Source organism: Flavobacterium pectinovorum, from assembly GCF_022802975.1.
Lineage (GTDB): Bacteria > Bacteroidota > Bacteroidia > Flavobacteriales > Flavobacteriaceae > Flavobacterium > Flavobacterium pectinovorum_B.
The window spans coordinates 73,161-92,769 of record NZ_JAFEVZ010000005.1 but is presented as its reverse complement, the minus strand read 5'-3'; the positions used below and the strand labels follow the sequence as shown (position 1 = coordinate 92,769).

General features: G+C 32.8%; 17 protein-coding genes. 8 read left to right on the top strand and 9 right to left on the bottom strand.

Features of this window, described 5'->3' with window-relative positions; all coding sequences use genetic code 11:
* The first annotated feature begins 57 nt into the window (after positions 1 to 57).
* Positions 58 to 774: a hypothetical protein gene (locus tag FLV_RS08870; protein ID WP_243233006.1), complete on the top strand. Its 717-nt coding sequence runs from the start codon at positions 58 to 60 to the stop codon at positions 772 to 774.
* A 176-nt stretch (positions 775 to 950) separates the two neighbouring features.
* Positions 951 to 1,898, top strand: coding sequence for a bestrophin family protein (locus FLV_RS08865; RefSeq protein ID WP_243233005.1), 948 nt, complete (start codon positions 951 to 953; stop codon positions 1,896 to 1,898).
* An 87-nt stretch (positions 1,899 to 1,985) separates the two neighbouring features.
* Here FLV_RS08865 and FLV_RS08860 read toward each other — a convergent pair whose 3' ends face one another.
* The gene (locus FLV_RS08860) at positions 1,986 to 3,413 is read right to left on the bottom strand and encodes a PLP-dependent aminotransferase family protein (protein ID WP_243233004.1); all 1,428 of its coding nucleotides are present in this window, start codon (positions 3,411 to 3,413) and stop codon (positions 1,986 to 1,988) included.
* A 100-nt stretch (positions 3,414 to 3,513) separates the two neighbouring features.
* Between FLV_RS08860 and FLV_RS08855 the strand changes: the two genes are divergently transcribed.
* From FLV_RS08855 to FLV_RS08840, 4 genes are all read left to right on the top strand, one after another.
* Positions 3,514 to 4,425: an EamA family transporter gene (locus tag FLV_RS08855; RefSeq protein ID WP_243233003.1), complete on the top strand. Its 912-nt coding sequence runs from the start codon at positions 3,514 to 3,516 to the stop codon at positions 4,423 to 4,425.
* Between the two features lie 100 nt (positions 4,426 to 4,525).
* A complete protein-coding gene (locus FLV_RS08850; protein WP_243232988.1) occupies positions 4,526 to 5,380 on the top strand; it encodes an EamA family transporter in 855 nt (284 codons plus the stop codon).
* Positions 5,381 to 5,851: 471 nt separating this feature from the next.
* The gene (locus FLV_RS08845; RefSeq protein WP_243232986.1) at positions 5,852 to 7,138 is read left to right on the top strand and encodes a Glu/Leu/Phe/Val family dehydrogenase; all 1,287 of its coding nucleotides are present in this window, start codon (positions 5,852 to 5,854) and stop codon (positions 7,136 to 7,138) included.
* 325 nt (positions 7,139 to 7,463) lie between these two features.
* A complete protein-coding gene (locus FLV_RS08840; RefSeq protein ID WP_243232985.1) occupies positions 7,464 to 8,687 on the top strand; it encodes a sterol desaturase family protein in 1,224 nt (407 codons plus the stop codon).
* A gap of 271 nt (positions 8,688 to 8,958) precedes the next feature.
* On the opposite strand, the gene FLV_RS08835 is transcribed toward FLV_RS08840, so the two are convergent.
* On the bottom strand, positions 8,959 to 9,453 hold the full coding sequence (locus FLV_RS08835) for a DNA-deoxyinosine glycosylase (RefSeq protein ID WP_243232984.1): 495 nt from the start codon (positions 9,451 to 9,453) through the stop codon (positions 8,959 to 8,961).
* Between the two features lie 174 nt (positions 9,454 to 9,627).
* Between FLV_RS08835 and FLV_RS08830 the strand changes: the two genes are divergently transcribed.
* Positions 9,628 to 10,653 carry a helix-turn-helix domain-containing protein gene (locus FLV_RS08830; RefSeq protein WP_243232983.1) on the top strand — a complete coding sequence of 342 codons (1,026 nt, stop codon included), beginning with the start codon at positions 9,628 to 9,630 and terminating at the stop codon, positions 10,651 to 10,653.
* Positions 10,654 to 10,694: 41 nt separating this feature from the next.
* Here the strand turns inward: FLV_RS08830 and FLV_RS08825 are convergent, their stop codons facing one another.
* Positions 10,695 to 11,585: a LysR family transcriptional regulator gene (locus tag FLV_RS08825; protein ID WP_243232982.1), complete on the bottom strand. Its 891-nt coding sequence runs from the start codon at positions 11,583 to 11,585 to the stop codon at positions 10,695 to 10,697.
* Positions 11,586 to 11,665: 80 nt separating this feature from the next.
* Here FLV_RS08825 and FLV_RS08820 point away from each other — a divergent pair, with 80 nt between their 5' ends.
* Positions 11,666 to 12,286, top strand: coding sequence for an NAD(P)H-dependent oxidoreductase (locus tag FLV_RS08820; protein WP_243232981.1), 621 nt, complete (start codon positions 11,666 to 11,668; stop codon positions 12,284 to 12,286).
* A 262-nt stretch (positions 12,287 to 12,548) separates the two neighbouring features.
* Here the strand turns inward: FLV_RS08820 and FLV_RS08815 are convergent, their stop codons facing one another.
* From FLV_RS08815 to FLV_RS08790, 6 genes are all read right to left on the bottom strand, one after another.
* The gene (locus FLV_RS08815) at positions 12,549 to 13,052 is read right to left on the bottom strand and encodes a hypothetical protein (protein ID WP_243232980.1); all 504 of its coding nucleotides are present in this window, start codon (positions 13,050 to 13,052) and stop codon (positions 12,549 to 12,551) included.
* Between the two features lie 207 nt (positions 13,053 to 13,259).
* On the bottom strand, positions 13,260 to 14,459 hold the full coding sequence (locus FLV_RS08810; RefSeq protein ID WP_243232979.1) for an NAD(P)/FAD-dependent oxidoreductase: 1,200 nt from the start codon (positions 14,457 to 14,459) through the stop codon (positions 13,260 to 13,262).
* A gap of 38 nt (positions 14,460 to 14,497) precedes the next feature.
* Complete coding sequence (locus FLV_RS08805) at positions 14,498 to 15,259, bottom strand: MlaD family protein (protein WP_243232978.1); 762 nt, start codon at positions 15,257 to 15,259, stop codon at positions 14,498 to 14,500.
* 18 nt (positions 15,260 to 15,277) lie between these two features.
* Complete coding sequence (locus FLV_RS08800) at positions 15,278 to 16,057, bottom strand: ABC transporter ATP-binding protein (RefSeq protein ID WP_243232976.1); 780 nt, start codon at positions 16,055 to 16,057, stop codon at positions 15,278 to 15,280.
* 1 nt (position 16,058) lies between these two features.
* Entirely contained in the window at positions 16,059 to 16,817 is a 759-nt protein-coding gene (locus FLV_RS08795; RefSeq protein WP_243232975.1) for an MlaE family ABC transporter permease, read from the bottom strand.
* A 408-nt stretch (positions 16,818 to 17,225) separates the two neighbouring features.
* Positions 17,226 to 19,499: a glycosyltransferase gene (locus FLV_RS08790; RefSeq protein WP_243232974.1), complete on the bottom strand. Its 2,274-nt coding sequence runs from the start codon at positions 19,497 to 19,499 to the stop codon at positions 17,226 to 17,228.
* Positions 19,500 to 19,609 lie beyond the last annotated feature (110 nt).

Sequence of the window (19,609 nt, the reverse complement as noted above, 5' to 3'; positions counted from 1 at the left end):
AGACCCGTCTAATTATCAGGTTGTTATTTTGTCTGTATAAACTAAAAGATTATACTTATGAAAAATTTCCTGATACCTACGACTCTAAAAGACGATACAATTTCAGCTGTAAAATCGGCAATAAGCCAGGCGAAAAAAACAGAATGTGAAATTGTTTTGATGATGGTTTCTGAAACGCCGGATTCTTTTTCATCTTCTCACTTTTTGCGCGAAATGCGAACTGGACTAACCAAAAGTCAGGAAGAAGTTTTGGAAACTTGCAGGTATATGATCGATCATACCAAAAACTGCAAAATTAAAATTCACAATCAATACGGTCTTTCATTGCCTATTTTTAGAAGGATAATTGAAAATTTTTCTGTAAAATTAGTGATCCTTCCGTATTCTTATAAGCAGGAAACAAAACGTATCCACCAGTATCTGGTACAATTGGCTGGAAATCAAAAATGCCCGATTCTGCATTTAGGTAACGAACAATTCAAAGAAGATTTTACAAAAGCACTTTATATTGAAAACAGCAGTGCCAATATGCATGTCAAAGATGTGCAGCAGTTTCTGAGCAATAATTTTTCTTATGAAATTGTAAGTCAGGCTTCAAAAACTGAAGATTACGAAAATATAGCTCCTTTATCTGAAGCGATTTCAAAATACGAGATCGATTTGTTAGTTGAAACCCGCAAAGGAGAAAAAATCAAATTTAAAAAAGTAAAAAAACAAAATATTAATGAAAAACTGGGACTTCCGGTACTTTCATTATACGAAGAACTGGTTTAATTGTTTTAGTGACTAAGTCCTTAGTTCTTAGTCTTTAGGCTTTTGCATGTCCTAAGTTTTTGAATACCCCAAATTCACAACAGCAGGCAATGTAATTTTAAGATTATTTATAAAAAACTAAGGACTAATCACTAATTACTAAGGACTAGCTGTAGTATTAATTTAAAACCGAAAATATGTTGTTAAAGAAAAGAATACCAATGAAGTACGTTCTCGGGAAAATTAAAGTAGAAATTGTTCTCGTATTGGCTTACACGATATTATTTGAGATTTTTCATCATTATTTCATCAATCTGCCCGTTGATATTCCGATTGCAATTCCAACCATGATCGGGACGATTATTTCCTTATTATTAGCTTTTAAGTCTAATCAGGCTTATGACAGATGGTGGGAAGCCAGAATCGTTTGGGGAGCAGTTGTAAATGATTCAAGAACATTAATTCGTCAGGTTTTGACGTTTTACAAAGATCCGGATTTTTCTGTTGAGGCCAGTGAATTTAAAGAAAATTTTGCCAAAAGACAAATTGCATGGTGCTATAGTTTAGGTCAGGCACTTCGAAATAAAGACGCTCTAAAACCACTTGCCGGCTTAGTGAGTGAAGAAGAAATAAAATATATCAAAAATCATCAAAATGTACCAAATGCTATTTTAATGCTGCATGCAAGGGATCTTAGAAATGCTAAAAATGAGAAGCGTATCAACATGTATCAGCAGGTAGAAATTGACAATACGCTTTCGAGATTGTGTGATGAAATGGGGAAATGTGAACGAATTAAAAATACGATTTTCCCAACCACATACAGCTTGTACATTCGATTAACACTGTGTTTATTTGTTTTTCTGCTTCCTTTTGGGTTAACAAGTGTTTTAAGTTGGTTTGCGATTCCGTTAATTACGGCTATTGCGGCAGCTTTCTTTTTAATCGAAAGAATGGCGATTCATTTGCAGGATCCTTTCGAAAACAGAGCAACAGATACGCCTGTTACGGCTATTGCAAATACAATCGAAAAAAATATTAAGCAGATGCTGAATGAATATCAAAGCGAATTTGATATTCTAAAAGAGTTTGATTTAGAAAACGAGTCTAAAAAAGTGGACAGCAACGCTTATTTTGTTTTGTAAATTAAATTAATTCTTGGTCTTTTAATTGTTGACCGGACAGTAGGTAGTTGTGCTGTCCGGTTTTTTTTATGTTTAAATTGCAGTATTTTATAAAGTTTGCTGAGCCGCCAGTTTTCCTAATGTTTGTATAGATTGGCGTAATTCATTTGTCCACGGTAAACCAAAACTCAGTCGCATGCAATTTGAAAATTGATCCTGGAAAGAAAAAATACGTCCGGGAGCAATGCTGATATTGTGTTTCATGGCCAAATGATAAAATTCGGCAGTATCTATTTTTTTATCCAGTTCAATCCATAGAAAAAAACCGCCCTGAGGCTGGCTAACTTTAGTCCCTTTTGGGAAAGATTCTAAAATCGTGTTGATATAATTATTGCAGTTCTGATTCAGAATCTGACGAATTTTTCTAAGATGATTCTCGTATCGGCCATGTTTCAGAAAATCCCCAACAACTTCATGTGTAATGGTAGGAGAGGAGATGGTGTGGTATAATTTTGTTCGTAATATTTCTTTTTTGAATTTTCCGGGAATAGCCCAGCCTACACGATATCCCGGAGCCAAAGATTTAGATACTGAACTGCAGCACATTACAATACCGCTTTCATCATACGTCTTGCAGTTTGTTGGTCTGGCTGAGCCAAAATACAAATCACCGTGAATATCATCTTCGATAAGCGGAATATTATGCAATTCCATTAAGCGAACGGTTTCTTTTTTATGCTCATTAGGCATCATACTGCCTGATGGATTGCTGAAATTGCTCATTAATACACAAGCCTTTACTTTCTTGGTTGAAATGGCTTTTTTTAAGGCTTCTAATTCTATTCCGGTAGTCATATTGGTAGGCAATTCCATTACATATAAACCTAATGATTTCGCCAGTTGTAAAACACCAAAATAAACAGGGCTTTCTGTAATGATCGTATCTCCCGGTTTTGTGACAGCCATAAGGCAATACGAAATTGCGCTTACACAGCCCGGGGTTGTAATAATATCATCTTCAGTTAAAGAACCTCCCCAGGAAAAAGACCAGCGGGCAATTTCTCTTCTAAGATTAACATTTCCCTGTATTTCTTCATAACTGGTTCCGCTATTTGGTAGTTGACGCATCGCCTGAACCATCCCTTTGTTTAATTTGGCAATAGGAAGAAGCTCGTTTGACGGAAACCCCAGAGAAAGCATCGTAACATTTTGATCTGTCATATTACCATAAACCAAATCAATCAAATCTTCTCTTTCAATATTTTGAGTGGTCAGAATAGGTGAGCTGGAAGTTGGTTCAGGAGCAATTCTTGCCGAAATATTACTCACATAATAACCCGATTGCGGTCTTGATTCAATTAACGACCGGCTTTCAATTTCATAATAAGCTTTGCTTACGGTACTCATGCTGTAGCCTGTTTCTGCACAGACTTCACGAATTGAAGGCAATTTATCGCCAACATTTAAAAGACCCGATTTTATTTGTTTTTCTATAACATTGGCAAACTGTAAATACAAGTAATTTGAATTTTTCATAAAAAAAACTGTTATGGTGCAATTTACAAAAACTGTATCTGTATTGCTGTTTTATTTTTAAGAAATTTGCTTCATTAAATATCAAACAAAAAGAAATCCCATGAAAACTACAAAATATTACATAGCGGCTATTACGGCTTATACCATTTGGGGATTTTTTAGTCTTGTGTTAAAACCAATACATGAATATGCTTCACTGGATATTCTGTTCTTTCGCGTTTTTAGCTGTAGCATTTTAATGTTGCTGATTGTTTTTGCTTTCAAAAGAAAAAAAGTACAGGAAACAATTAAAAATTTCAGGGCTTTATCAGCTTCCGGAAAAAGAAAAACAATTTTCCTGAACATCGGAGGAAGCTTTTTTCTGATGTCGAATTGGTTTACGTTTATTTATGTAATGAATCATGTAAGCGTAAAAGCAACTTCTCTGGCGTATTTGGTTTGTCCTATTTTAACGACTTTGCTGGCTTATTTTATTTTGCATGAAAAATTAAAGAAAACACAATGGCTGGCAGTAGGATTAAGTATTTCGGGCTGTTTGCTATTATCGTATGCAGATATTATGGATATGTTTTTTAGTATTATTATCGGATTGACTTATGCTTCTTATTTGGTTAGCCAGCGGGTTAACAAAGGCTTTGATACGTTTATTGTTCTAACATTTCATATTACATTAGCTGCCTTGTTTTTATTACCGTTTTATCCTGTATATAGCGGTTCGGTTCCAACAGAATTTACGTTTTATTTTTGTATTGAAATGATTGCAGTATTTTTTACGATTATACCGCTGTTTTTAAATTTATATGCACTGTCCGGAATCAATTCTTCAACGGTTGGAATGTTATTAAATATCAATCCGATGATTGCTTTTATATTGGCAAATGTTGTTTACAAAGAAAAAATTAGTCCATTACAAATTCTGGCGTACAGTATTATTTTTATGGCTGTACTGGTTTTTAATTCACATCATCTTTTTGCAATGAGGCAAAAACGAATATTATCAGCAAAGAATTAAAAAAGTTAAGAATATAAATTTGCCCGGAAGATTTTCCTTAATCTGTCCGGGCTTTTTTTTGAATGATTTTAAACACTATTTTTACATTAAAATTATTTATATGTTGTTTCTGATTTTAAGTATTGTTTGCAGTGTAACAGTAGGTGTGATTTTTAAAATAACCCGCCATTATAATTGTAATCCGGTTCAGATAATTACGTTTAATTATGTATTTGCAATCTTATTTTGCTATTTTACTTTTAGTCCAAATCTGGATGAGGTTACAGCAAGTGCTCCGTGGAATATTTATCTGAGCATAGGAGTTCTTTTACCCGTTGTTTTTCTTTTTTTAGCGGCATCAATTAAGTATATGGGAATTGTAAAAACAGACGCCGCCCAGCGATTATCTCTTTTTATACCAATATTGGCAGCATGGTTTATTTTTAAGGAAGAATTTAATTCCTATAAAGTAATCGGGCTTGTGATTGGCTTTTGGGCACTTTTGTTCCTCTTGAGAAAACCTTCCGAAAATGAGCAAAATAAAAGGCTATATCCTGCGATTGTTTTACTTGGATTTGGTGTAATCGATATTCTGTTTAAACAAATAGCACTTTACAGTACTTTGCCTTATACAACTTCTTTATTTGTAGTATTTGATATTGCTTTGGCCGTCTCCTTACTTATTATGATTTATAATACAGTTCTGAAAAAAGTAAAATTGGAACTTAAAAATATCTTTTTCGGATCATTGGTTGGACTTTTTAATTTCGGAAATATATTGTTTTACCTTAAAGCACATAAAGCGTTTTCTGAAAATCCATCCACTGTTTTTGCCGGAATGAATATGGGTGTTATTGTTTTAGGAAGCCTTGTTGGGGTGTTCTTTTTCAATGAGAAATTATCAAAAACGAACTTTTTGGGAGTTATTTTGGCTTTAATTGCAATTGTTTTCATTGTTTTTTCTCAAATTAATTAAAAATTATTTTTTCTTAAAGCCTTAATTTACAATAGGTTTGTAAATATTTTCTTTTTTTTAAAAAATAACTCTACCAATTCTATAGAATTTATAAAATATATTTATAAATTTGCCATAACAATGAGAAACTATAGTCTAAATATGATGTCTTTCAATTGCAGCTTCACGATGTGCTGCATGATGAAACATGTCTTGAATTGGCGTTAATAGAGAAATACTTGTTAGTTATTTTTTTTTTTTTAGCCTTTCATACAACATGAAAGGCTTTTTTTAGAATTTATTTAAAACCATAGATATGAGATCTAATAAATACACCATTATGCAGATGCAATGCTGCCTTATGAAAATTCCATGTTGCAATTACAGCAATTTGGCGCAGGAAAATATAAAGAACTCTTTTGTAATAAGCAGAAGATGGTAAAAAATAAAATTTCAAAATTAATTGAATAAAAATCTTAAAACTAAAAAATTATGAGCCTGGAAATAGTTAAACAGAATCCCTTTCAATCTATGATTGATCGTTTTAATATCGCAGCCGATATTTTAAATCTTGAAGAATCTATCAGACAAAAATTACAGCGACCTGAAAAGCAAATAGTTGTTAATTTTTCAATAACACTTGATAACGGAAGAACTCAGAATTTTGAAGGATATCGCGTGATTCACAATACAGCTTTAGGGCCATCTAAAGGAGGAATTCGTTATGATACGGCTGTAAACCTTGATGAGGTAAAAGCACTGGCAGCCTGGATGACATGGAAATCTGCGGTGACAGGAATCCCTTTTGGAGGAGCAAAAGGAGGTATTATTTGTGATCCAAGAAACCATTCTAAGACTGAATTAGAAAAAATTACAAGAGCATATACCAAAAGGTTATCAGATATTTTTGGTCCTGAAAAAGATGTTCCGGCACCGGACATGGGTACAGGTCCAGATGAAATGGGCTGGCTAATGGATGAATTTTCTTTGGTTCACGGTAAAACGATTCATGCAGTTGTAACCGGAAAACATTTGCATTCTGGAGGTTCTTTGGGCAGGGTAGAAGCTACAGGAAGAGGTGTTAGTATTATTACACTTCTGGCGCTTCAAAAATTAAAACTGCGTCCGGCAAAATCGACAGTTGCGATTCAGGGATTTGGAAATGTAGGATTGCATTCGGCTTTATTTTTATACGAAAAAGGATTAAAAGTTGTTGCTGTAAGTGATGTTTCAGAAGCTTTTTACAATCCGGACGGGCTTAACATCCCGGAATTGATTTTGTATTATAATCTGAATAATAAGAGTATCAAGGGATATCCAAATTCGGTTGCCATCAAACACGAGGAATTATTGCTTTTAGAAGTTGATGTATTGATTCCGGCTGCAAAAGAAGATGTTATTACGCAGAGAAATGCAAGAGAGATTAAAGCAAAAGTTATTGTAGAAGGTGCAAATGGCCCGGTTTCTTCAGATGCGGATCAAATATTGCACGACAACAATGTTTTGGTTGTTCCGGATATTCTGGCAAATGCCGGAGGGGTAACAGTATCTTATTTCGAGTGGCTTCAAAACTCACTTTTAGAATCCTGGCGAATTCATCAAATAAACAAGCGTTTAGAAGATATACTCGAAAAAGGTTTTGAAACTGTTTTTAGAATTGCTGACAAGCATAAAGTTACGCCCCGAATTGCAGCTTATGTAATTGCTTTACAAAAAGTCGCCGATACGCAATCAGTAAAAGAAGTGGCGTTGACCGAACCAAAATTCAAACAGAATTAAGAGTTGAGGCTAATTAAGAAAAAGAATATTTTCATTAGGTATTAACCCGCTAGGTATAATTAGTTTTTGATGATAATTTTCGTCAGTTCGAGTGATCCCGATTTTTCATCGGGATTGTATCTAGAACAGAAAAATTATCATTAAAAACGGTTCTCGATACATTTTTTGTTCCGTTTCTCTACACAAAAAACACTCGTTCTGACGCTTTTAATAATTACACCCAAAGGTTTAATTAGAAATAGTACCTAATGAAAATATCTTTTTACATAAATATTAAATGGAATTATAAATAAGTTGTTTATCAGTCAAAAGGGATTTTTTAAAAATGGAACATATTAATTTTCTCGCGTTCGCTATGCCTGCGTTTTTCATTTTTTTATTTTTGGAATATAAATTGATACAGCGCAGAAAAAAACCGGAGATTTTCAATTACGAAAGCTCTGTTTCGAACATTAGTGTGGGTATTGCAGAAAGATTAATTAATCTTTTTGTGGCAGCAAGTTTTTATCAGCTGTATTATTTTATTTATGATAATTACCGATTATTAGATATTCCGGGTAATTTTTTTGTTTGGGTTGCCTTAATTCTCGCAACTGATTTTGTCTGGTATTGGTACCACAGACTCGGACACGAGGTTAATTTTTTCTGGGCAGCGCATATTGTACATCATCATAGTGAAGAATTTAATTTTACCGCTGCAGCCAGAATTACTACCTTTCAGGCGATTGTGAGAACAGGATTTTGGTGTATTCTTCCTTTTGTAGGCTTTCATCCGGCTATGGTTATCACAATGCTGATTGTTCATGGCGCCTATTCCTTTTTTACACATACACAGCTTATAGGCAAAATAAAATGGCTCGAATACGTTTTTGTAACACCTTCAATTCATGGTGTTCATCATGCATCTGACGAAAAATACCTGGATAAAAATTACGGCGATATGTTTACTTTTTGGGACCGTATTTTTGGCACTTTTCAAGAGGAAGAAGAGAAACCAAAATACGGTTTAACCCATCCGTTAAAAAGTTATAGTTTTTTATGGCAGCATACGCATTATTATTTTGAGATTTATGAATTATGGAAACGCTCAAAAGGCTTTAAAGCCAGATGGAAAGCTGTTTTTGGAAGTCCGGCTCACATGGATCAGGATATTAGGCCCATATTAGAAAAACGTTTTCTGCAGGATAAAAGCAATCCGCATCAAAGGCTGCGATTTAGAAATTACCTTTATATCCAATTAGGAATCTGTACTCTGATACTAACAGTTTTTACTTATTATTTTGATCTTTTAGACATGATTGATAAAGTCTTTGTTTTGGCTTTTATCCTAATTACATTAGTAAACTGCGGCGCTTTATTAGAACAGCGAAAATGGATGTATTATCTGGAATATGGCCGAATATTTATCGTAACCACTTATTTTTTATATGAAGAAGATTTAACGACATTCTTCTTTATTCCGCTGGCTGTTATGATTTTTGCGGAGCAGTTGTTTTCGCTTAGTAAATATTATCAAAATGTGGTGCTTCAGTTGGAAATTTCGGAATGAAATATAGAAAGACATTCGAAAATTTCTGTTTTGACCGAAGATTAAGAAATATAAAAATTTTTTAATCCCTGCATTTTAAAAGTTAGTTTGAGTCAAGTTTTAGTTAGAGCAAACAAGCCCGTTATCTTTAAAAGATCGGGCTTGTTTTGTTTATTACTATGAATAAAATTAAATCATCAGAAAAGTAAATCTAAATTTTGTATGTTTTGGAATTCAGTCTTTTTGAAGCGTTTTGGATGCTGATTTTTTCAAGTTTTTAATGTATTATAATTTAGTATTTTATAAATTCACGAATGATTTTCCATTCATTTAATTTTGATTCGAATGGTTTCCCCGCATTGGCCGGACTTGTAGATGGCAATAGTATGAACTGATACTTGTTATCTTTTACGGAAACATGTTTTTTAAAAAAGGCAGCAGCTTTCTGTCCGTTAAAAAGAATAGTTTTAATATTAGGATGCTGCCTTAAAAATTGTTCGAAATCATTCGGGACTTCATTTTTAATCGCGCTGTCCAGACTTCCAATTCTTTCACAAAATTGTAATACATCCCATAAGGCAATTTTGTTTTTAATTAAAAGTGTTTTTTTGTTTTCGTAATCCTGGGTGAAATCTTCATTTAAAATTTCAAACATAAACCGCCAGAAATTATTTTGTGCGTGACCGTAATATTGTTGTGTCTCAAGCGATTTTGTACCTGGCATCGTCCCCAGAATTAAGACAGTTGCATCATTTGAAGCGATTGGGGCAAAAGAAAAACTTTTCATATTTAATAAGCTAAAAAATCATTTGGAGGTAATTATAAAACAAATCTCAGAAATTATATAACACATTTGGCAGCGTTTTGAGCGAATTTTGAATTTCAGATTATAATTAAAAATAAATTAAACCTACTTCTTTAATTTATAAAGATAATTTTTTTGAATTTAAATCAGGGAAAAATGAAAATAGTAACGATACATAACGATAAAATCAAGAATATATTTGAAGCACTGACGATAAGTTTAGGAGGGGAAATAATTTTTGATTCAGATGAATATACTCTTGAAGTCAGCAGTGATTTTGCAAAAGGTACCATTATTGGTTCTTCGTTTAGTGATTCTGTTTCCTGTTTACAATTTGATATGATTTTTTCTGAAGATGTAAGAATCTGTATTGGGAATCCAAACATTTCGCCGGTTTATTTTGCTTATTGCTCCAAAGGGAATTTATCTCACAGTTTTGGAATGTCAGGAGTTGAAAGAAAATTGAAAAAGTTCCAGACAGCTATTGTTTCATCCAGACAAGATGAAGATAATATTTTGTTTTTTGAAAAAAATACCAATACCAAAGTTACTTTAATTGTGGTAGGAACTCAAAATGCTGACTCATTAGAGAATAATTTTTTCAATCTTAAAGTAAAAGAAACTTTTTTCGAAAAGAACCTTTCAGATAATTTTTTCTATGTAGGTTCTTACAATTTAAAAATAGCCGAAAAAATAGAGCAGTTAAATGCCGTTACCCAAACCGGAATTGTTCGTAATTTATTAAAAGAGGGTATTTTGAAAATTATACTGGCAATGGAAATTCAGCAGCATTCTGATGATATGAATAATTGTTTGAAAGAAACAAACTGCCTTACACTAAAAGAAATGGAAGAAATAAAAAAGCTTTCAGACCTTATAAAAGAAACTCCCGAAGAGCAATTTACCATTAAATCGCTTAGCAAGAAATCGGGTTTATCACCAAACAAACTACAAGAAGGTTTTAAAATGATTCATGGCCGAACGGTAAATGATTTTATCACGCACAGGCGAATTTTAAAAGCCGAAATTTTAATTAAAAATTCCGAATTAAATATTTCCGAAATCGTCTATTGTATCGGTTTTACCAGTAGAAGTTATTTTTCTAAAATCTTCAAACAAAAATTTAACTGTAGCCCAAAGGAATACAAATTCAGTCAAAATCAGCTGGCTATTACAGCATAATTTAAGAACTTTGAGATACTAAGATTTGTTTAGAGCCCCTGCTAGAAGCAGTCATTATTTTTTTTCATCTTCTCTATAAAAAGGTTAATTTCTTTCAGGTTATTATTCTTCAGCTTGAATGAATAAAATAGTTTTTGCTCTATTATTTTAGAAGACTTAATGGGGGCTTTAATTAAATTTTTGTCTAACTCGTCATCACATAAATGTTTAGGAACGATACTAAATCCGCTATTATTTTTTAAAGTTTCTATTATGTCCAAATAAGACGGTAAAATATATCTTGGAACTATTTTAGGATTAGTATTAAATCTGGAATCCCAGAATTTTTTTATATCATTTTGGTTATTGTCATAGGTAAACCAGGTTTGTTTTTGTAGCCATGTGATGAATTGCGTATCATTTTTTTCAATATTCTCTGGAATAACAATAGAGTTGGAGCAAATTAATTCTAACTCTTCATTCTTTAAGTATGTGAATTGATGGTCGTAAGTATCGTGTTTTTTTATTCCAACCAATAATTGAATTTTTTCCATTTCAAGAGCTTCAATCAATTCTTTTTCATTTCCAAATTGGGTCACTATATACATGTCAAAAGTATAAATGTGATGTATTAATTCTTTCCTGAAAAAGTCTGTGGTACAGCCAATTGTTATTGCAGATCGTTGTTTTTTTGTTCTTTGACCTGAATAATATTCTACTTTTTCTAATTCACTTAATGGATTATTAATTTGTGAATATAAAAATTTCCCATATTCAGTAGGTGCTAATTTCCGTGTAGTTCTTTCAAATAGTTTTTTTCCAATATGGCTTTCCAGAGCAAATAAATGTTTACTAACTCCAGGTTGCGTCATATTCAACTTTTTTGAAGCTTCTGTTATATTTTTACATTCATATATAGCGCTAAAAGTTCTCAGCCATTCTAAATTAATCATAACATATATTATAAATAAGCAAACAAAAATAATTAAAATTATTAATGTGTTGACTCTATATTTGTAAAAAAATAGAAAAAATGAGAAAAACATTAGTTGTAAACTACACACCCAGAAAAGGCTCTTACACCCAAATTTTATTTGATGAATTTGTGGAACTGGCAAAAGGAAAAACAGAAATAAAACATTTAAATTTAGCTGAAACTCCACCGGAATTATTATTAGAGAAAAATTTGAATTTAATAATGGAATGGAATATGGGAAAAAGAGACTTTTCAGAAACAGAACTCTTAACGCTGTCTAATCATCATAAACTTATAGATGAAGTTCTTGCAGCTGATAATATTGTATTGGCTTTTCCTATTTACAATTTTACAATGCCGGCAACAGTAAAGGCTTGGATCGATGCTATTGTCGTTAGTGATAAGACATTTTCTTTTAGCCCTGAAACAGGGTTTAGTGGTCTTTGTAAAGATAAAAAAGCTTTATCAATAGTAGTTAGTGGATTCGATTATCATAATTCCGATACTATCAAGGAATTTGCTTCAGCTACAATAAAACAAAATTTTGATTTTATGGGTATTTCTTCAGAACAGATTTCGGCTTTTGGGGTTGACCAAAATAGAGACCAATTAAATTCGATTCTTGAAAATGCGAAACTGGAAATAAAAACTTTGATTGATAGATGGTTTCCAGATTAATACTACTATTCCAGCATCTCGCTCAGTTAACATCTTATGAAGACGAATATTCTCGCCCATACGAAAATAGTATAAAACAGGCTAATCTCCTAAATTTGCTAATTGTGCGAGACGTGTATTTTGAGTATTTTTTACTTTGAAAAAGCCAATATAAAATCCTTTTTTACATAAAATTAGAACTTCTACTTATACGCTTTAAATATCGGAATATTTTCATCAAGATTCTGATTTTTAAAGTTATAAGTGCTGTTGTGTGCCGTTTCTATTCATCTTTGAGCATTCTTATAGTATCAGCTGGTTTTCTAAATCCAATTAAAACATTATTCTCAATTTTCATTTTTGTTGAATCTGTTACCAAAATCCAAGAATTATTTTCTTTAAAATATTTGCCATCGAGAAATCCTGAAGATGAACCAGGCGATAAACTATAATTCATACTAAATTCATTTCGCTTTTTCCATCTGGTAAGACTAAAAACGGTATCATTTTTCTGAAATTGCCAACTTTCAGAAAGTAAGTTACTTTGTTTTTTCATTTCTTTTTCAAATACATAAACTGATATTGCTGACGCTAAGAATGCGTTTAATACAAATAATCCAGTTAGGGATGGTTTTTTAAAGATTAGAAAAAAAACTGCGATTAAAATATTTACTATAAAAATAAAAAGTGCGATAACAATAATTCCGATTGCTACACTAGGATCAAGTTTTAATTTTTGAGTATAAATTGATAATGCAATAAAATCAACTATTACAAGGATTATCAAGATTGTTATTTTTACCGATGTTTTCATGAAATGGCACACAACGTGTATATATACGAAATAAACATTCGCCAATCTATCCAATTTTAGATATATAAGCGAATATTTACTTCATATTATTTTCTCAAAGATATTTATTTTCCCATACAAATAATCAAACGAAATTTTGATTATCCAATTTGAAGTAATTGAGATTTAAACAAGTTAAAATTACCTTCCAAATCGATAATATTCTAAATCTTTGTGGGGTTTGTTTTTTATAGAATGTAAAATAGAATTCATTGCCATAACGCTGAAAGTTATTCCATTACCTCCAAATCCTAAAACGTAATGTTCGTTTACATCTGGATTTGGTTTTCCAAAATAAGGGAGGCCGTCTTTAGTTTCACCAAAAGTACCCGCCCAGGAATAATCTGTTTTAAAATTAATTTTCGGAAACTTTTTTTGAAATTTATGCAAAAGAAATTGCTCTTTACGGGGTAATAATTTATCACGTTTTACAGGATCTTTAAAATTTTCATCGCCACCTCCCATAATAACTCTATTGTCAGCAGTTGACCTAAAATATAAATAGGGCTTTGAAGTATCCCAAAAAATACAATTTTTAAATGCAGCAGGTAATTCAGGAATATTTTCTGATGCGATAACGTAAGTACTTTTAAGATCGACAACTTTCTCTTTAAGTGTTTCTGTACTTTCATAACCGCTGCAATGTATAATATGATTGGCTGTTATGGTGTATTTATTTTGAGTGCGGGCAATCATTTTTTCTTTTTGTTTTTCTGTCGAAATAATATTGGTCCGGTCAAAAATCTTCACTCCTTTTTTTTCGCAATAAAGAAATAAATCCTGTGCAAGCCTGTACGGATCCATTACGGCTGCTGTTTTTGATTCTATGGCTGCAATGGCATTTAAACCAATTTTTTCCAGATCCCATTTTTCTAGCCAGTTTATATCAAAACCATGCTCTTTTCGGGCACTAAATTCACTTTTTAAAAACGGAATATCTTTTTTTAACGAGCAGAAATAGATGCTTTTTTTAAATTCAAACTGGCAGTCACTTTTTATATCGTCAATAATCTTTCGCAGGTCAAAAATGGCTTTTTTTCCATTCCGATAACTGTCAACAGCACATTCAGCTCCTCTTAAATTTATTAGTTCATGTAGTGCAACATCAATTTCATATTGCAGCAGAGCGGTACTCGCTGCGGTACTTCCGTTGCAAATATCACGGCGGTCAGCCAATACGATCTTTTTACCTTCATTAATAAGCCGATAGGCTATTAAAGCTCCGGTAATTCCGCCTCCAATGATTAAAATTTCGGTATCAATATCAGAATCTATAGACGGGTAACTCGTGTCCATAGCATGTTTTAGGGGCCATAAACTTTCTGTTGAGCGTAATTTCATGTTTTGTTTATTTGGCAACGATTTTGTATAATTGTTCTTTATTTTGTCTTAACTTTTTCTTTTTCAGCTTTTTCCTGCTGTTCTTCTTTTTTTTCTTTTGCTTCTTTAGCTTCTTCTAATTTTTCTTCCTTTTCTTTTTCTTTTTTCTTAAAGTAACCTCTTAACAGAAAATTACTTTTTGCAGCTTCCATATTTTCGCTAAAGCCTTTGGTGCCTTTTTCAAGATTATTAAGTGTTTTATCCATTGCGTTTGCCATGCCCGGATCACGAATTAGTTTTGCCAGTGCTCCATTACCATTGTTCATGCTATGGCTAAAAATTGCTAATTCTTCTGAAATCACTCCTACATTATCCATACTCTTTTTGACAGTTTTCATGATATCACTCATTTCAATGCTGCTTAGTGAGGCGATTTGTGCATTATTTTCTACTATTTTTTGAGATTTTATGCCAGGAGTAATAGTTAAGACTTTATCGCCCATTAATCCGTCAGAGCCTATACTGGCTTTTGCATCGGTTTTGATAAATTCACGGACATCATCCTTAATAACCATTCCTACCACTACAGTAGAATCATTAACTAATTGAATTTCATCTATAGTCCCAATGTTAATTCCGGAAAATCGCACATTATTACCAATCTCCAAACCGCTTACTGTTTTAAAGCTTGATGTAAGCCGGAAAGTAGATCCAAAAATATTTTTCTGCTTCCCGATAAAATAGACTGCCAATATAAAGAGCAGTAAACCTATTGTTACAAACATTCCTAATTTCCAGGTATATCCAGATTGCTTCTCCATGATCTTTGTTTTTTATTTTTATTCAAAGAATGAGCGTACCCATTCGTCTTCACTTTTTTCTAATTCTCCGTAAGTTCCTTCAGCCTGTATTGTGCCTTCTTTTAGCACAATGATTCGATCAGCAGTTAACTTGGCACAGGCCATGTCATGTGTAATTATGATTGAAGTCGTTTTGCGTCTGTGTTTGATATCTAATATTAATTCGCTTATTTCTCTTGACGTAATAGTGTCTAAGCCGGTAGTAGGCTCATCATATAAAATAATTTCAGGTTTTAAAATTAAAGTGCGTGCCAGACCAATTCTTTTACGCATACCGCCTGATAATTCTGACGGCATTTTGTCAATTGCATCACTCAGCCCTACATTATCCAAGGCCTCCAGAACTTCACTTTCAATTTCATCAGCATTTAAATCCCGTTTGTGTTTTCTTAAAGTAAAAGCCAGATTTTCTCTTACGGACATTGAGTCATACAAAGCACCACTTTGAAACAAAAATCCAATTCGGACCCTCATTTCATTGAGTTCCTTTTTTTTGAGTTCCAGTACGTTTTCTTCAAAAACATTTATTTCGCCTTTGTCAGGAGTTATCAGCCCTACAATGCATTTTATGGTTACTGATTTTCCTGATCCTGAACGTCCTAAAACCACTAAGTCTTCGCCTTTGTTTACAGTAAAATTTACGCCTTTTAAAACATGATTATCATTACCAAAAGTTTTATGTAAATCTTTGATCTCGATAATTGCAGTTTTTTTATCCGCTTTGGTTTTAGTTCCTGTATTTTCTTTTTCGTTAAGCATCTTAAAAAAATAAATCGGTTATCTGAACGGCAAGCATATCAATAATAAAAATGGTAAGAGAAGCTGTTACAACTGCTGAATTTGCGGCTTTGCCCACACTTTCTGTTCCGTTTGAAGCATTAAATCCTTTGTAACATCCTATCATTCCGATAAAAAATCCAAAGAAAAAAGTCTTAATAGTGGCCGGAATTATATCCAGAAATTCAAGTGACTGGAATATTTTAGTGATGTATCTGTAGAAACTCACATCGCCGTGAATATTAATGCCTGCATATCCGCCTAAAATTCCAATAGCATCAGCAAAAATTACAAGAATTGGTACCATTAACGTGGTAGCAAGAATTCGGGTAACGACTAAATACTTATATGGATTGATGGCTGAAACTTCCATGGCATCAATTTGTTCTGTGACTTTCATAGAACCTAATTCGGCCCCAATTCCGGAGGATACTTTTCCTGCACAAATCAAAGCGGTAATTACAGGTGCAATTTCTCTGATTAAAGAAAGAGCTACCATTCCCGGTAACCAGGATTCGGCACCAAATTTTACCAATGTAGGTCTTGATTGCAGCGTAAGTACCAACCCCATTATAAAACCTGTTATGGCTACCAATGGCAAAGATTTGTAACCAATGGCATAACATTGTTTTAAAAACTGTCTGGTTTCATAAGGGGGTATAAAAACCTCTTTAAAAAAACGTGCAGCAAACAGGGTTGCATTTCCTACATCTTCGAACGTATTTTTTAAGTTTAGAGTCAAAACAGTTAATTTTTAGTTACTTACTTTTGATCGTTTATTACTACTTTAAAATTAGCTCAGTAATGCACAAAAAAACTTACAGAACTTTAACGTATGTTTATATAATTTACATCGAATTAACTACATAAAACCGGTTGGAGTAATTATTAAAAACATCAGTTCGAGTGTTTTTTGTGTAGAGAAATGGAACAAAAAAAGTATCGAGAACCGTTTTTAATACTAATTATTCTGTTCTCGATACAATCCCGATGAAAAATCGGGATCACTCGAACTGACGAAAAATTATCATCAAAAACTAATTACACTCAACGGGTTACAATAAATAAAAGCTTTATAAGTTAAGCCAGGCTTTAGGGTTAAAAAAAATCCCTTTCGTTAAAAGGGATTTGATTTAGGCAGGTAAGGATTCTAGGAAGTAATGATTAAATCTGCTTTAGTTTTAATGAGGTCGATTACCTTACATTCAGTCTCTTTAAAATTTTCCATGATTAATCTGGCTGTCAGGTAACAAACTGTTGATTCTGCTCCCTGGTTCAGGTTTACGTTGTTTTTTTCAAGACCATCGTAACCACCTCCGCTAACAGGATTGTACATGATCTGATTTAAATGGTTTTTGCCTAAGAACCAATTAAAGGCTGTTTTCATATACTCTTTGTACAGCGGATTTTTGAAAGCAGTATAGAAAGAATTTAAAGTCTGAATAATGTATGAAACGTCTATCGGCTGTTCTCCATATTCCTGTGGCTGTGAATTTTTATGATACCATCCATTATTTGAAATGACCCTGAAACCATTTTTTGTGAACATTTTCGAAAGAAGAAAGTCAAGAGATTCTAATGCAATTTTTTTAAAAATAGGTTTATTGGTTACCAAATAAGCATACAGCATAGATTCCGGTAGGATACCATTTCCGTAGGTTAAATAATTTTCAAACCATTTCCAGTCTTTAGTAGCATGAATTTCATAATTAGAAACCAATTTGGCATTGAGCTTATTGATAATTGCTGTAACATATAAATTTGGAGTAACCGAATTATACAAATACAACCCTTTTGTCGCAAACCCTATTGAACGAGGCGACTGTATTGTTTCTGCCCAGGGCAGACTTTTTAGAAAACTTTCAGAGGCCTTATATACAATGGCTTCAGGTAAAATATCTTTTAAGGCAACAACACTTCCTAAAGCCCAGATTCCTCTTGCATTTGAATCTTCCAGATTAACTTCAGCATTTTGTTCAATATGCTCTCTGTTGTTTTCATCAATATAATTAATGAAATTTCCGGTCTCTTTTTGACAGCGAATAATAAAATCCAAATAAATCAATATATAAGGCAAATCATCCTTGTCTCCGGTTAGTTTATAGTGCATACCAACAGCCACCAATGCTCTGGCATTGTCATCCAAAGTATAACCGGAAGAAAAATCCGGAATAGAAATATTACTAAATTGGATCATTCCTAATTCGGTAGTCATTTTTTTGACGTGTGACAATTGAATTTCCGGATAATCAAAATCAATTACAGTATCATTTTCAATTAGCCCGGTGTAGGTATTCATGTGAATTATAGCTACGTTTTCCCAGGAAGATGCTCTCATTTTACGGAAAGCATTTTTACCCATTTCTTCTCTTAGATCGTCATCAGAAAGTAGTTTGATGGCAGCTTCGGCAAACTGGTCAACATTTCCAATATCGACTAAAATACCGCAATCTGAACTTAAAACTTCTACTGTATGAGGGATTTTTGAAGCTACAAGCGGACACGCACAACTCATTGCATACGCAAAAGTGCCGCTCACAGCCTGATTAGGGTCTTTTGAAGTAAACAAATAAATATCAGTTGCTTTTAGATAATCTAACAGCTCATTTGTTTCTAAAAATTCATTGATGAAATGAACGTTGTTGTGTAAATTTAATTCCTTAACAAGTGTTTCTAATTTATCGCGGTATTCATCTACACCATTGAAAATCAGATTAGGGTGTGTTCTGCCAATAATCAAATAAAGTACATTGGGTTCTTTTTCTACAATTTTGGATAAAGCCTGTAAACCGGTTTCAATATTTTTTCCTTCGCCTAAAAGCCCGAAAGTAGCAAGTACTTTTCTGTCTTCAATATTAAATTTTTGTTTTGCCTGAGCAGGAGTTTCATAAATTACAACGTGTGTTCCGTGCGCTGTGCAGGTAATAATTTCCTTTTGAATGTCGTAATCTCTTATAAGGATTTCCTGAGATTGGTTTGTCATTACAAAAACTGAATTACTGTAACTCAAAAGTAATTTGACAAAAGTTTTCAATTCTTTATCAGGATTTTGAATAACACTATGAAAAGTAAAAGTTACCGGTTTTTTTATCACATTTAAAAAACCTAATAAATGGTCACCGTAATTCCCGCCAAACAAGCCAAATTCATGCTGAATATGTACCAGTTTTATCAAATTATCTTTGTTGATTTCTTCGGCAACTCTTGCGTAATCATCTTTGTCTTTTGTGTTTAATGTAAAGGCCTGTGTTGGATTCTCTTTTGGAGATTTTACCAGTTCGCAAATTTCACAGCTTATGGATTTTCCATACACATTCATAATTCCTTTTATGGTATCTTCTGTATAAGTAGCAATGCCACATTGTGTTGGTGGATAAGTTGACAGGAAAACTATTTTTGATTTAATTTTTTGTAGCGTTTTCATCGGGATTATTTTTTAGTTTGTTAATAAATCCTTAGGCTCAAATGGGTTGTCGCAGTTATTTATCTGCAGAACCTTAATAACAGGACAGCTGTTTAAATTTATTTTTTAAA